The sequence below is a fragment of the Haemophilus sp. SZY H35 genome (assembly GCF_018829705.1).
GTDB lineage: Bacteria > Pseudomonadota > Gammaproteobacteria > Enterobacterales > Pasteurellaceae > Haemophilus > Haemophilus haemolyticus_K.
Genome location: NZ_JAHKJZ010000003.1, coordinates 272,630 through 286,635, shown reverse-complemented (window position 1 = coordinate 286,635; position 14,006 = coordinate 272,630). Strand labels below are relative to the sequence as shown.

The following is a 14,006-nucleotide window of genomic DNA, read 5'->3' as shown; positions in this document are numbered from 1 at the left end:
ATTAATAAAATCCCAATCCCTATTTTTAACTCCAATTATTGCTAAAGTTGCAACACTAAATTCCAATAATATCACTTTACGCAACCACAAAAAACTTTATAATCCCACCCACAACAAAAAAATATGCAAACACAACATCATACAATTATTCACCTTACACAATTAAGGACAAAAAATGGCTAACTATTTCAACACTTTAAATTTACGTCAAAAATTAGACCAATTAGGTCGTTGTCGTTTTATGGATCGCGAAGAATTTGCAGATGAAGCAAACTTCTTAAAAGGCAAAAAAATCGTTATCGTAGGCTGTGGTGCACAAGGTTTAAACCAAGGTTTGAATATGCGTGATTCTGGCTTAGATATTAGCTATGCCTTACGCCCTGAAGCGATTGCAGAAAAACGTGCATCATTCCAACGCGCAACTGAAAATGGTTTTAAAGTTGGTACTTATGAAGAATTAATTCCAACTGCAGATTTAGTCGTGAACTTAACACCAGACAAACAACACTCTAAAGTAGTAGCTGATGTGATGCCTTTAATGAAAAAAGACTCTGCATTTGGTTATTCACACGGTTTCAACATTGTTGAAGTTGGCGAAGAAATCCGTAAAGACATTACGGTTGTGATGGTTGCACCAAAATGCCCGGGTACTGAAGTACGTGAAGAATACAAACGTGGTTTCGGTGTGCCAACATTAATCGCAGTTCACCCTGAAAATGACCCGAAAGGCGAAGGTATGGCAATCGCAAAAGCATGGGCTGCTGCAACAGGCGGTCACAAAGCGGGTGTTTTAGAATCTTCATTCGTTGCAGAAGTAAAATCTGACTTAATGGGTGAGCAAACTATCCTTTGCGGTATGTTACAAGCAGGTTCTATCGTATGTTATGACAAATTAGTGGCAGACGGTAAAGATCCAGCATACGCAGGTAAATTAATCCAATACGGTTGGGAAACCATTACCGAAGCGTTAAAACAAGGCGGTATTACATTAATGATGGATCGCCTATCAAACAGCGCAAAATTACGTGCATTTGAACTTGCTGAGCAAATCAAAGAAAGCCTTGGTTTCTTATACTACAAACACATGGATGACATCATTAGCGGTCACTTCTCTGCAACAATGATGGCTGACTGGGCAAATGGCGACAAAGACTTATTCGCATGGCGTGAAGCAACAGGCAAAACAGCCTTTGAAAATGCGCCAAAATATGATGGCAAAATTAGCGAACAAGAATACTTTGATAACGGCGTATTAATGATCGCAATGGTGAAAGCCGGCGTAGAATTAGCTTTTGAAGCAATGGTTGCTAGCGGTATTTATGAAGAATCAGCTTACTACGAATCACTTCACGAATTACCATTAATTGCGAACACCATCGCACGTAAACGCTTATACGAAATGAACGTGGTAATTTCAGATACTGCAGAATATGGTAACTACTTATTCTCTAACGTAGCGACCCCAATTCTTGCAAAAGAAATTATCCCTAACCTTCAAAAAGGTGACTTGGGCGAGCCAACTCCAGCAGTGGAAATTGATAACATCACCTTACGCGATGTAAACGATGCAATTCGTAACCATCCTGTTGAATTAATCGGTCAAGAATTACGTGGTTATATGACAGATATGAAACGTATCGCAGTTGCGGGTTAATTATTAAACCAGTAAAATTTAAGCCAACTTATTCAATAAGTTGGCTTTTTTTATAATCCAAAGGAATTAATATGAAAAACAATAAAATTTTTGACCGCACTTTTAAAGTGAGTTTAGTCGCTGTAGCTCTTGGATTGGTAAATTCAGCGCTAGCAGCTGATGTAGCTTGTAATGGTGATGGTGTGACAATTACTGGGCAAAATGGGGTTGTGTTGAATAAATGTTCGATTAATCCAACCAGTCCAACAAATGATCCTGAATGGGGATCCCTATCTGCAGTAACAATGACAAATTCAAGCGGACAATTAAATAATGTTAATGCTTCACTATCTATTCCAGCAAATAGACATCATTCTTTTGCGGTAATGAATATCACTAATTCCACAACTGAAATCAATGGTGGAACCTATAGTATTACTAATCCTAACAAGGCAGATGCTAATGGTTATTTATTTGAGTTAAATAATTCAACGGTAACCATGCATAACTCAAAAGTCTTGATGAGTGATAGTAACCAAGACTCCATATTAGAAGCATTCACCATTAATCAAAATAGTAAATTAACATTAAACAATGTAAATGTAACATCGAACGATGATAATACTATCTTTGTATATGAAGCGGATAATCAAGCTCGACCAGAGTTAATCGTTAATAATTCCAATGTATCAATTCCTCAAGGCTCAATCCTAGGTGTAGTATCTAGATTAACAGAAAATATTAATAGCCACTTTTCTGCAACCTTTAATAACTCAACAATAAATGGAAGTATGCTTGCTAGTGGTGAAAATGTTAAATTTAATGATACAGAAAGCATTACAGAAAATATCCAACTAACCTTTAATAATTCTACTGTTTCTGGAGTTACTACTACCGACAGCAATAGCGTACTCAATTTGAACTTAAATAATAGCAATTGGACAACGAAAGCTTTCACTAATGAAGATGGCATGGTTCAAACTACAAGCTTAACTAATTTGGTTCTTAATAATGGCGTAGTAAATCTAGCCAATGATAACTACCAAGGTATCATTGTTCGTGGTAATCTCACTGGCTCAGGCACATTCAATCTAAACACGAATATCGCTGAAAACAAAAGCGATAAAATCGTTGTTAAAGGCACTGCTGAAGGTAATCATAAAATTGGTGTAACTAACCAAGGGGCAAATGTTGCTAACGGAAAAGTGACACTTGTCGAAACCAATGGCGGTAACGCTGCATTTAGCTTAACGAACCCGAATAATCGTGTAGATTTAGGTGCTTACCAATACTTCCTAACAAAAGAAGGAAATAATTGGGTATTAGCGAATTCTCAAAAAGTATTAGATTCAACGAGTTCTGTAGAGTCTTCTAATGTAACAACTAATACAGAATCTAGTAACTCAACCGTTCCAAGCCGTTCTGTTGCTACAAGTAATTCTGCAACCACTAATTTCTCATCACTCCCGCATAACACATTACTCTCAGACTTAGCGAATGCACAAGTTTCTCTTCGCCAAGCACAATTGCTTTTAGTGGAAGATGATTTAAGTGGCATTCATCAACGTCTAGGTGAAGTGAAAAACGGTGAAAAAGGTAATGTATGGGTTCGTAATGTGAATTCTCGCCAAAAATTAGCCGCACTTTCGACTGGTAAGAGTGAAACTTCTGGCTTTAAACAAAACGTACATAGCGTACAAGTGGGCGCTGATGCTGCTGTAACAGATAATCTCCGCGTTGGTGGATTTGTTGGTCGTAGCCAAGCTAACGTTGATTTCAATGGTCATTACGGTGATGGCAAAGTAAGAAGCAACAGCGTGGGCTTATATGCAGCTTACCTTGCAGATAACGGTATTTATGTAGATAACATCATGAAATACAGCCGTTTACATGCTAACTCAGATCTCACAGAAAAACGTCATTACAACTCTTATACGATTTCGAGTGAATTAGGTAAACGCTTTAGCCTTGCAAACGATTGGACAATCACACCGCAAGCACAATTAGCGTGGACACATATTTCATCACAAGAGAATGAAGATAGCTTATCTTCTGTTTATTCTCGAATTGGTTTACGTGTAGCCAAAGGCCTTGCATTAAGCAATGCTTGGAATTTACAACCTTACGCAGAAGTCAATGCGATTACTAGCAAAAACCGTAGCAGCAAAATTCATTACACAAACAGTGCGCTTGATGTTGCAAGCAGCCGTGGACGTTTTGAAAGTGCGGTCGGTTTAAATGCTGGATTTGCAAATCATCGTTTTGGTTTAGAAGTAAGCCGTGCTGACGGTAAAAACTTCGACAAACCTTATGCAATTCAAGCGAATTATCATTATAGCTGGTAGTATCTTGCTAAATATACCTCTTAAAAGCGCGGTGAAAATTCACCGCACTTTTGTTTGCCCTAACTAAATATTCAAATATCTTATAAATTCTAGACTCTTTTAGCTATTAAGAGAGAAATGAATTCGATTACTCTGTTGTGTATCAAGGATACCACGTGCTGTCAAATCGATGATTCATTGATTATATTTCACTCAAAATAAAATAAAAAATATGAGCAAGATCACAAAATGAATACTTTTTATAAGTATGTAGAACCCCAGAAATGTATAATTTTGAATCGATTATTGATTTTAAATAGTTCAAGGATTGAGGAGAATATTTTGAAAAAACATACAATTCTTACTACAGCAAAAAGCTCAGTAGCCTTATTGCTCTTTACATTGCCTTTATTTTCTAATCTTGCCTATTCAGCCCCGTCCACAACGGGTGAAGGGAATACTGTCTCAGGCGATCATGGCGTTGCAACTGGTTATAACAATGCTGTAACCGCTAAATATGGTTTAGCACAGGGTAATAATTCAGTTGCAACAGGTGGCAACATTTCTCGTGAAGAATTTAAGGCTATTCTTGAAAAAGAAAAGCAAACGTTTGCTGATAAAAACAAAGCAGAAAATGAACTTTCCGATATAAATAAAAAAATTGAAGCTAGCAATAAAACTACTGAAGATCTGAACAAAAGAATTAATGAAATAACAGATTTAATCAAACAATCTAACGATAAAAAAAATCAAGTTACTTCGCTGAATAATGATTTGGCCAATAAACAAAAAGAATTAGCCAAATTAGACAAAGAGCGGGAAGAGGCTAAAGAATACGCTAGTCATTATCCTTCAATCTATTCAGAGGATGAAAATGTTTCGATAAAATTCCTGAAACAACTTAAAGAACTTGATTGGAATAAACTTTCGGACAATTCTGCAGGAACAACTGGAGTACAAAAACTAGCAAAAGACCTAAAAGAGCGAGTTGAGGCTGATTACCCTAATGTTTCTGAAATTAAAAAATTTGGTATAGATAAATATGAAGTTATAGTTAATGGATATGATAACGCTAGAGGATCATTTGAATATAACAAAGAAAATATAGAAGATATGATTAGATCTAGAAACGAACAATACTTATTTTACCACGGAGCTGGAAGAGATCTAAGTTCATACGCCTCTGATCACGATGGCATTACAGATTTACTAAAAAATGTAACTTCTGTAGATCCTGTAGAAATTACAAGCATCAATAACATACCAAGCCGAATTACAGATGACTTTTTTTCATCCCAAAAACAAGAGCGTTATGTGCAATTTTCTACCCTACTGAAAATGATAAGTGAAAATAATGTCATAAGTGATTTAAGTAAAGCTTATAAGCTTAATAAAATACATGATGATAATTATTACAAACCAAATTACGTAGCGAATACTGTATTTTATCTTCCACCAATAAAAGCTAGTGATGATCAAGTAAATCACAGTAATTTTTTATTAACTAGACACCATTATAATCCAAGTGATTTTGATGACATGAACTACGGTGATGATAATCATAAAGTCGAGCATCGATTTAACGACGAAGCAAAGAAAGCAGAGTATTATCTTTACTATGGTCAAACGAAAAGATTTTTTGATGAATTTTTTGACGGAGTCAAAACTAACACCCCTCAGGATGTGGATCGTCTAAGAGAATGGGTAAATACATTTTATAATAACTTTGATAATCTAATTGATCGTGAAGCACCTGAGGAAAAATGGCTTTTTGATAAAAAGGACTTTCTTAAGCAACTTGAGGATGTGGAAAGCTTTGCTAAGAAAATTTCAGACTATATAGCTGTTTATGACGAGGCGAACAAATCTCCTACCCCAGAAAATAGAGCGAAACGAGATAGTTTCTATGAAGAAATCTCTAAGCTCAAAGACAATCCTAAAAATTACTATGAAAATATTGAATTTAAATTTAAGGAATCAACCAAAAATTTATGGAATGAATATGCTAAAAAGACAGCAACAGAATTAACTGATTGGGCTAAAAAATTAAAACTTTATGACCCGTACAATGAAGTTGTGAAGGGAATAACAGAGGAATCTGAAAAAGCCCAAAATGCCTTAAATGAAGCTACAATAAAATTTAAGGATAAGGAACGGGAAATTAATGATCTCAAATCTCAAATTAAAGAGTTAGAATCAACATCTGATTCTCAAAATTCAAATGAGTTAAAACGAAAACAAGAAGAACTTACGGAGAAACAAGCAGAAAAAGAAGGGCTTGAAAAAGAGCGAGCCAAAAAAGAAAAAGCATTAAAAGAGTTAGAGGAAAAACTAACACGTCATTTTTCTAACATTGGTGAAAACTCAATTGCCGCTGGGAAAGAATCCTTTGCGAGCGGTGCAAACTCAATTGCTATTGGTACCAAAAACGAGGTGACTGGTAATAATTCTGTAGCGATTGGCGCAGGGAATAAAGTTGCATCACATAATGTGATGGTATTAGGCAATAATGTCACTGTTGATGCTGGGTTTGATGGTGCTGTAGTATTAGGTAACGAGTCTGCGCCAAGTAAACCAATGCCTGTAGAAAGCATCACTATTCAAGGCACAACTTATAAATTTGCAGGTACAAATCCAACATCAACTGTCAGCGTAGGTGCCGAAGGTAAAGAGCGTCAAATTACGCACGTTGCAGCAGGTCGTATTACCAGTACATCAACAGATGCGATTAACGGCTCTCAACTTTATTCTGTTGTCGAAGCAATTAATCAGAAAGTTACTCAACATAATAAAATGTTGAAAGCGGGGATTGCTGGTTCAGCTGCAATAGCGGGGTTACCACAAGTGCGAGGTAATGGTAAATCGATGGTTTCTGCGGGCGCAGGAAACTTCAAAGGACAAAATGCTATCGCCGTGGGATATAGTCGCTCAAGTGACAACGGTAAAGTGTTGTTCCGTTTAAGCGGAAGCACAAATACGCAAGGCGATGTGGTGAGCTCCGTTGGCGTAGGCTACGAATGGTAAGCTAAGAAACAACAAGTGCGGTGAAATTTCACCGCACTTGTTGTAGACAACTAAATATTCAAAATCTTATAAATTTCAGAATCTTTACGAGCTAAGTCATGAATTGATTGTATTTTTCGGATTGCACATGATTGACCACAAATTAAGAGGGTTTCTGTAAAAGCTAAATTACCTTTGCGAGAGATGCCTTTAAGCAAATCACCATGGGTGATACCCGTTGCGGTAAATACCAGGTTGTCATCACGCACAAGATCTTCAAGTTTTAACACTTCATTGATTTTTACGCCTAATGCTTCACAACGCTGAATTTCATCGGCAGCAATTTTTTTATTTTCTTCGGAATCGCCTTTTACTTCGTTACGAGGAAATAAACGAGCTTGCATATCGCCACCTAATGCACGAATTGCAGCTGCAGCAGCCACACCTTCTGGTGCGCCACCGATTCCATAAAGAAGATCGACTTCGGCATCAGGTAAACAGCACAATACGGAACCTGCCACATCACCATCAGGAATTGCCATCACTCTAACGCCCAAGTTATGCATTTGTTTAATTACCGTATCATGGCGTGGTTTTGCCAAAACCATTACGGTGAGATCAGAAAGGGATTTTCCTAGCTTAGATGCGACACGGCGAAGATTTTGTTCTAGTGGCAAAGTTAAATCAATCATACCTTTAACATCGGGGCCAACCACTAATTTTTCCATATACATATCTGGTGCTTTTAAAAAGGTATTTCTGCCACCAGCAGCCAAGACAGAGATAGCATTAGACTGACCCATTGCAGTCATACGCGTGCCATCAATAGGATCAACGGCAATAGAAACCAGTTCTCCCATTCCAGAGCCAACTTTTTCGCCAATATAAAGCATTGGTGCTTCATCAATTTCCCCTTCACCAATCACGATTTCAGCATCCATATCGATCAAATTTAGCATATAACGCATGGCTTTTACTGCAGCATCATCAGCCGCATTTTTATCTCCCCGCCCAAACCATGTATGAGCAGCTAATGCGGCCATTTCTGTTACACGTGAAAATTCAATTGCTAGGGCAGCGTTCATTTTATTCTCCTTTGACTTTTAGCCATAAAAACGGTGTGATTTTATCATTACGTTATTGAACGCATAATAATTTTTTATACAAGGCTTTAAAAAGAGGTGTGAACTAGGTAAAATACGCTTAAATTTACCCATATTTAAAAGGAAATCATTATGTCTTTAGAAATTTTAGACCAGCTTGAAGAAAAAATTAAACAAGCGGTAGAAACCATCCAATTGCTTCAATTAGAAGTTGAAGAATTAAAAGAGAAAAACGCAGAATCTCAAAGAAATATCGAAAGTTTACAAACTGAAAATGAGCAACTGAAAAACGAACACCGCAACTGGCAAGAACATATTCGTTCATTGCTTGGTAAATTCGATAACGTTTAATCATAACAAAAGGCTTAGAAAATCTAAGCCTTTTTATTTTAATCATTTCAAAAATATTCTTTTACTTTTCCCTGTGTTAGGGAAGAAAATAAATACAGGATAATCAAATGCACATTTGCATTCTCTCTGGCAGCACTTTAGGTGGTGCAGAATATGTTGCCGAACATTTAAACGATGTTTTAGAAACTCAAGGTTTTTCCACCGCTCTTTTTCACGGACCAAGTTTATCTGACATCGAAAATGAAAAAATTTGGCTTGTTGTGACTTCAACTCATGGTGCAGGTGAGTTGCCAGATAATTTAAAACCTCTATTTGATGAATTAGCTAAAAATCAAAGCGATTTTTCAGATGTTCGTTTTGCTGTCGTTGGATTAGGTAATTCTGATTATGATACGTTTTGCTATGCAGCGGACAAAGTGGAGCAAGCGCTTCAAGAAAAAAGTGCGGTAAAAATTTGCGAGACTTTAAAAATTGATGTTTTAAACGTGGATGATCAAGAAGGCTATGCTGAAGCATGGTTACCGAGCTTTATCGAGGGATTAAAATGATTGCTTTAATTCAGCGTGTGTCTCAAGCGAAAGTTGATGTAAACTGTGAAACAATAGGAGAAATCGGCAAAGGTTTACTGGTTTTGCTTGGTGTAGAAAAAGAAGATAATCAAGAGAAAGCGGATAAACTTGCTGAAAAAGTGCTTAATTATCGAATTTTCAGTGATGAAAATGACAAAATGAACTTAAATGTTCAACAAGCACAAGGTGAATTACTTATTGTTTCTCAATTTACATTAGCGGCGGATACACAAAAAGGTTTGCGTCCAAGCTTTTCAAAAGGTGCGCCTCCAGCATTAGCTAATAAATTATATGAATACTTTATCCAAAAGTGCGGTGAGAAATTACCTGTTTCAACAGGGCAATTTGCAGCGGATATGCAAGTGAGTTTAACAAACGATGGCCCAGTGACATTTTGGCTTAATATATAAAATCTTCTATAAGATCGACGCAAGCTGAAAGGCTTGCGTCAGTGAGTGCAAGAAATATTAGAGTGTAATTTCTAATTTTTGATAAGCTTGATTTACTTTTTCTAGCGCTTTTTCTACGGAAACGTCTCGTGCTAATAACACGCCTAAACGTCGGTGGCCATTAACCTCACCTTTACCAAATAAACGAATATTCGTATGGGGTTCAGTAAGCACTTTATCAATCGCACCAAATTTTACATTCTTTGATTTCCCCTCTACAACAATAGCTTTAGATGCGGATGGACTAATTAAGGTAATCTCTGGAATAGGTAAACCTAAAATGGCTCTTGCGTGTAAGGCAAATTCTGAAAGCTCTTGAGAAATAAGCGTAACCATGCCAGTATCATGTGGGCGTGGTGAGACTTCATTGAAAATGACATTATCTCCACACACAAACATTTCTACTCCAAAGATGCCTCGTCCACCTAGTGCACTTGTAATTTTCTCCGCAATCGATTGCGCTTTTTTCAATGCAATATCCGACATCACTTGTGGTTGCCATGATTCCCGATAATCACCTTCTTCTTGGCGATGGCCAATTGGCGCTAAGAAGCTTGTACCATTGATATGACGAACGGTTAAAAGCGTAATTTCATAATCGAATTTTACAAAACCTTCTACAATTATTCTTCCTGCACCAGCACGACCACCTTCTTGTGCATAATCCCATGCTTTTTGAATATCGTCTTTAGCTCTTAAAATACTTTGCCCATGACCAGAGGATGACATGATAGGTTTCACGACACAGGGAATACCAATTTTTTCTACCGCATTTTGGAAATCAGTAAAATTATCTACAAATTGGTAAGGCGAGGTGGGTAACTTAAGTTCTTCCGAGGCTAGTCGGCGAATCCCCTCACGATTCATAGTAAGTTGTGTGGCTTTGGCTGTGGGTACCACGTTAAAACCCTCTTGCTCTAATTCCATCAGTGTTGCCGTTGCAATCGCTTCTACTTCTGGCACGATGTAGTCAGGTTTTTCTTGTTTTACAAGTGTTTTTAATGCTTCACCATCCAACATTGAGAGTGTATAGGCACGGTGTGCAACTTGTTGTGCAGGGGCATTTTCATAGCGATCCACTGCAATTACTTCTACGCCTAATCGTTGTAGTTCAATTACTACTTCTTTACCAAGTTCTCCCGATCCCAATAGCATCACTTTTGTTGCATTAGGTGTTAATGCGGTACCAAGCGTTGTCATTATTTCTCCTATTTTAATAATGCATTATCTAATGTTAAATCTTCGTTTTTATTAATACCAACACGACGAGCAATCACATTTTTTGCGATTTCATGTGCTTCTTCTAAAGAGTGCTCTGTATATGTGCCACATTGATAAATGTTTAATTCCGGAATTTTGGTTTGATCTTGTACATTTAAAATATCGTGCATTGATGCTAACCAAGCTTTAGCGACTTGTTGTTCATCTGGTGTGCCGATGAGAGACATATAAAAACCGGTTCGACATCCCATAGGTGAAATATCAATAATTTCAACATCTTCGTTATTTAAGTGATCACGCATAAAACCTGCAAATAAGTGTTCTAGAGTGTGGATTCCTTTTGGAGAGAGGATTTCTTTATTGGGAATGCAGAAACGTAAGTCAAAAATAGTAATATCATCACCTTTAGGTGTACGCATTGTTTTAGCCACACGCACGGCAGGGGCATTCATTTTAGTGTGGTCTACTTTAAAACTATCAAGTAATGGCATAAATTTTCCTTATAAATCAGTTGATTAAGAATTATTTGAATGAATGTTCATTTTTTTACAATTTTTTTATGAACTTTATAGCAAGGTCTTTGTCCTATAAGACGAGCAACTTGCAGTTGTTTTAATAAAATTGGTTCCTTAGGTTATTTGCCCCGTATTCTTGCGGGGCTTTTTTCTTTGTATTTTTTGTTAGATTTTATTTTTTGGAATTTTTTTAATTTATGTGAACTTTTTCCAGATGGGCTTGTCTGATAGAACAAGCAACTTGCAGTTGTTTTAATAAAATTGGTTCCTTAGGTTATTTGCCCCGTATTCTTGCGGGGCTTTTCTTTTGTCCATTTTATAATAAGAAAGGTACACTGAGAAACAATAACGCTACATAACGTACCAGTTTTCCAAGAAAAATAAAAAAACAGCTCGCGATAAAGTTCAATCTAAGCCAGCCCGCTAGGGCGCAAAATAAATCGCCTACTATAGGTAGCCAACTTAATAGTAAGGTGAGTGAACCATAACGTTGAAGTTGCTTCATAACCCATAAAGTGCGGTGATTTTTGGGCCTAAATTGAGGAAGCCACCATCCTATTCCATAAGTAGTTAGGCTACCTAGCCCATTACCTAGTGTTGCCATAAAAAGAAGTAAAAAAATATCCGTACTTAGCCAAGTTCCTAATGCTAATTTGGGGATAGCTAATACAATAAATATTATCTCTGAATTACCTGGTAATACCGTCGCACTTAGAAATGCACTTGCAAACATTAACCATAAGGCATGAGTTTGCCAAAAATCGGTGAGTAATCCTAATAACCATTCCATCATTTTGTGGTTATAATTTGTTGAGTACGAATATCAAAAACATCTATTCCGGCACTTAAACCTGCTTTTACACCCAAGTCTGCATCTTCAAAAACAATACAGTTTGTAGGATTAATCTTGATCAGCTCTGCACAACGTAAAAAAGTTTCTGGATGAGGTTTATGCGCTTTTACATCGTCTGCACTGACAATGGCATTAAAATAAGAGGCAATATCAAGTTTATCTATCAACATATCAATAATTTTTCGATGAGAGCCCGAGCCTAGTGCAATCGGTTTTTTCTGATAGAAATGTTTTACAATATCAAATGTAGGAAGCAAGGTGGATTGTGATGGAATGAGCTGATAAGATAAAGCACGTTTTGCTGTAATAACTTCATCAAGGCGCTCAAGTGGCATATTAGCCAATTTCATCATTTCCTCTGCAATGGTTCTTACGGTTGCCCCACCTAGGTTATACATGATTTGACTGTCAAATTCGTAACCAAATTGTTTTCCCACCATTCCCCATGCTTTTGCGTGAACAGGCATAGTATCAATGAGGGTTCCATCCATATCAAAAATTAATCCTTCATATCGATCGAACATTGCATAATTAAACATTTTTACATCCTTACTTATTTTTAAATTTTTATCATTTTGCTATAAAATTGCGATCTCTGCATTGTTTTATTTTTATAAAGAGCGGTAAATTAAAGCACGAATTTTGAACAAATAGAATTCAAATACGATTGCTTCAGCAATTAGAATGTTGGAAAGTTCCTAGGCGAATTAATTAATCGATTATTGAATATTCATACGCTTGTTTTAGATTGCAATGGAATAATATTGTCCCTGAATGATAAGAAATGATTTCATTCACATTGGTGAGCAAGGTTAACCTTGCTTTTGAATTTTATTGCGTTAATGTTTGTTTATAGGCATAAAGTGTATTGCTCATTAACATTGCAACGGTCATTGGCCCAACTCCACCTGGAACAGGGGTAATATATGCCGCTTTTTCGGCTGCTTTGTCAAACTCTACATCGCCTACTAATTTTCCATCTACACGATTAATTCCGACATCAATGACGACCGCACTTTCTTTGATCCAATCGCCAGGAATTAAATTCGGCTTACCCACCGCAACGACAAGTATATCTGCTTGGCGAACATGACTTTTTAAATCTTTGGTGAACCGATGAGTTACTGTGACGGTTGCACCTGCTAATAATAATTCTAAAGACATTGGGCGGCCGACAATATTGGATGCGCCTACAATTACCGCGTGTTTGCCATGTAAATCAATGCCTGTTGTTTCTAATAGTTTCATTACACCATAAGGTGTGCAGGCTCGTAATGTTGGAATTCGTTGACACAGTCTTCCTACATTATAAGGATGGAAGCCATCCACGTCTTTTTTCGGATCAATATGTTCAATAATAGCTTCTGCATTGATTTGTTGAGGTAAGGGGAGTTGTACTAAGATACCATCAATTGTTTTGTCGTTATTGAGTTTATCGATGAGGGCTAATAATTCGGCTTGTGTAGTTGTTTCTGGTAAATCATAAGATTGGGAAAGTATGCCGATTTCTTTACAGCTTTTACGTTTACTTCCTACATAAATTTGTGATGCAGGATCTGCCCCAACGAGAATAACTGCAAGCCCTGGTGCACGTTTACCTTGAGCAATATAATGTTCAATCTCAGAGGCAACATCAGATTTGATTTTTTTTGAAAGGGTAGTACCAGAGATGATTTGTGCAGTCATTTAGTTGTCCTTTATATATGAAAAGAGAGAAAACGTTTGCTATTCTAACGGACAATGAATTTTTTACAACGGGAAATAGTGACATTTCCTAAATTGAAATAATTTTGAGCAATTAGCTTAAAAAATAAAAAAAGTCATTGACTGGTATCAAAACAAATCTATAATTGGTTCAGCTTATCGGCGAGTAGCGCAGCTTGGTAGCGCAACTGGTTTGGGACCAGTGGGTCGTAGGTTCAAATCCTATCTCGCCGACCACTTCTTTTATATTGTCTTGAAATTCTGTACAAAAGAAATCCTTT

At 36.9% G+C, this 14,006-nt stretch carries 12 protein-coding genes and 1 tRNA gene; 7 read left to right on the top strand and 6 right to left on the bottom strand.

The features are described from left to right. The first annotated feature begins 175 nt into the window (after positions 1-175). From ilvC to KP710_RS07330, 3 genes are all read left to right on the top strand, one after another. Positions 176-1,654, top strand: a complete 1,479-nt coding sequence (ilvC, locus tag KP710_RS07340) for a ketol-acid reductoisomerase (protein ID WP_049364180.1) — start codon at positions 176-178, stop codon at positions 1,652-1,654. A 71-nt stretch (positions 1,655-1,725) separates the two neighbouring features. After that, positions 1,726-3,978, top strand: coding sequence for an autotransporter outer membrane beta-barrel domain-containing protein (locus KP710_RS09435; protein ID WP_243583128.1), 2,253 nt, complete (start codon positions 1,726-1,728; stop codon positions 3,976-3,978). A gap of 321 nt (positions 3,979-4,299) precedes the next feature. Continuing rightward, the gene (locus KP710_RS07330; protein ID WP_111407807.1) at positions 4,300-6,981 is read left to right on the top strand and encodes a YadA-like family protein; all 2,682 of its coding nucleotides are present in this window, start codon (positions 4,300-4,302) and stop codon (positions 6,979-6,981) included. A gap of 50 nt (positions 6,982-7,031) precedes the next feature. On the opposite strand, the gene glpX is transcribed toward KP710_RS07330, so the two are convergent. After that, positions 7,032-8,045 carry a class II fructose-bisphosphatase gene (gene glpX / locus KP710_RS07325; RefSeq protein ID WP_111407806.1) on the bottom strand — a complete coding sequence of 338 codons (1,014 nt, stop codon included), beginning with the start codon at positions 8,043-8,045 and terminating at the stop codon, positions 7,032-7,034. Positions 8,046-8,195: 150 nt separating this feature from the next. Here glpX and KP710_RS07320 point away from each other — a divergent pair, with 150 nt between their 5' ends. From KP710_RS07320 to dtd, 3 genes are all read left to right on the top strand, one after another. After that, positions 8,196-8,414: a cell division protein ZapB gene (locus tag KP710_RS07320; protein ID WP_046949384.1), complete on the top strand. Its 219-nt coding sequence runs from the start codon at positions 8,196-8,198 to the stop codon at positions 8,412-8,414. Between the two features lie 107 nt (positions 8,415-8,521). Next, positions 8,522-8,962 carry an FMN-binding protein MioC gene (mioC, locus tag KP710_RS07315; protein WP_111407805.1) on the top strand — a complete coding sequence of 147 codons (441 nt, stop codon included), beginning with the start codon at positions 8,522-8,524 and terminating at the stop codon, positions 8,960-8,962. Beyond that, positions 8,959-9,393, top strand: coding sequence for a D-aminoacyl-tRNA deacylase (dtd, locus tag KP710_RS07310; RefSeq protein WP_111407804.1), 435 nt, complete (start codon positions 8,959-8,961; stop codon positions 9,391-9,393). Before mioC ends, dtd begins: the two co-directional genes overlap by 4 nt. A 57-nt stretch (positions 9,394-9,450) precedes the next feature. On the opposite strand, the gene purT is transcribed toward dtd, so the two are convergent. The 5 genes from purT to folD all read right to left on the bottom strand — a co-directional run bounded on the left by purT (position 9,451) and on the right by folD (position 13,707). Further along, on the bottom strand, positions 9,451-10,632 hold the full coding sequence (purT, locus tag KP710_RS07305; protein WP_111407803.1) for a formate-dependent phosphoribosylglycinamide formyltransferase: 1,182 nt from the start codon (positions 10,630-10,632) through the stop codon (positions 9,451-9,453). 8 nt (positions 10,633-10,640) lie between these two features. Then, positions 10,641-11,144 carry an S-ribosylhomocysteine lyase gene (luxS, locus tag KP710_RS07300; RefSeq protein ID WP_111407802.1) on the bottom strand — a complete coding sequence of 168 codons (504 nt, stop codon included), beginning with the start codon at positions 11,142-11,144 and terminating at the stop codon, positions 10,641-10,643. A gap of 340 nt (positions 11,145-11,484) precedes the next feature. Next, positions 11,485-11,958 (bottom strand): YqaA family protein, encoded by a 474-nt coding sequence (locus KP710_RS07295; protein ID WP_106013747.1) that lies wholly within the window; start codon positions 11,956-11,958, stop codon positions 11,485-11,487. Beyond that, complete coding sequence (locus tag KP710_RS07290) at positions 11,958-12,560, bottom strand: beta-phosphoglucomutase family hydrolase (RefSeq protein ID WP_106013745.1); 603 nt, start codon at positions 12,558-12,560, stop codon at positions 11,958-11,960. Before KP710_RS07290 ends, KP710_RS07295 begins: the two co-directional genes overlap by 1 nt. Positions 12,561-12,852: 292 nt before the next feature. Beyond that, on the bottom strand, positions 12,853-13,707 hold the full coding sequence (folD, locus tag KP710_RS07285; protein ID WP_111407801.1) for a bifunctional methylenetetrahydrofolate dehydrogenase/methenyltetrahydrofolate cyclohydrolase FolD: 855 nt from the start codon (positions 13,705-13,707) through the stop codon (positions 12,853-12,855). A gap of 178 nt (positions 13,708-13,885) precedes the next feature. Here folD and KP710_RS07280 point away from each other — a divergent pair. Then, positions 13,886-13,962, top strand: a tRNA-Pro gene (locus KP710_RS07280). Positions 13,963-14,006: the final 44 nt, after the last annotated feature.

Excerpts from the sequence above, each read along its gene's own strand:
- ilvC (WP_049364180.1), top strand. The coding sequence starts at position 176 with ATGGCTAACTATTTCAACACTTTAAATTTACGTCAAAAATTAGACCAA.
- KP710_RS09435 (WP_243583128.1), top strand. The coding sequence starts at position 1,726 with ATGAAAAACAATAAAATTTTTGACCGCACTTTTAAAGTGAGTTTAGTC.
- glpX (WP_111407806.1), bottom strand. The coding sequence starts at position 8,045 with ATGAACGCTGCCCTAGCAATTGAATTTTCACGTGTAACAGAAATGGCC.
- KP710_RS07320 (WP_046949384.1), top strand. The coding sequence starts at position 8,196 with ATGTCTTTAGAAATTTTAGACCAGCTTGAAGAAAAAATTAAACAAGCG.
- mioC (WP_111407805.1), top strand. The coding sequence starts at position 8,522 with ATGCACATTTGCATTCTCTCTGGCAGCACTTTAGGTGGTGCAGAATAT.
- dtd (WP_111407804.1), top strand. The coding sequence starts at position 8,959 with ATGATTGCTTTAATTCAGCGTGTGTCTCAAGCGAAAGTTGATGTAAAC.
- purT (WP_111407803.1), bottom strand. The coding sequence starts at position 10,632 with ATGACAACGCTTGGTACCGCATTAACACCTAATGCAACAAAAGTGATG.
- luxS (WP_111407802.1), bottom strand. The coding sequence starts at position 11,144 with ATGCCATTACTTGATAGTTTTAAAGTAGACCACACTAAAATGAATGCC.
- KP710_RS07295 (WP_106013747.1), bottom strand. The coding sequence starts at position 11,958 with ATGGAATGGTTATTAGGATTACTCACCGATTTTTGGCAAACTCATGCC.
- KP710_RS07290 (WP_106013745.1), bottom strand. The coding sequence starts at position 12,560 with ATGTTTAATTATGCAATGTTCGATCGATATGAAGGATTAATTTTTGAT.
- folD (WP_111407801.1), bottom strand. The coding sequence starts at position 13,707 with ATGACTGCACAAATCATCTCTGGTACTACCCTTTCAAAAAAAATCAAA.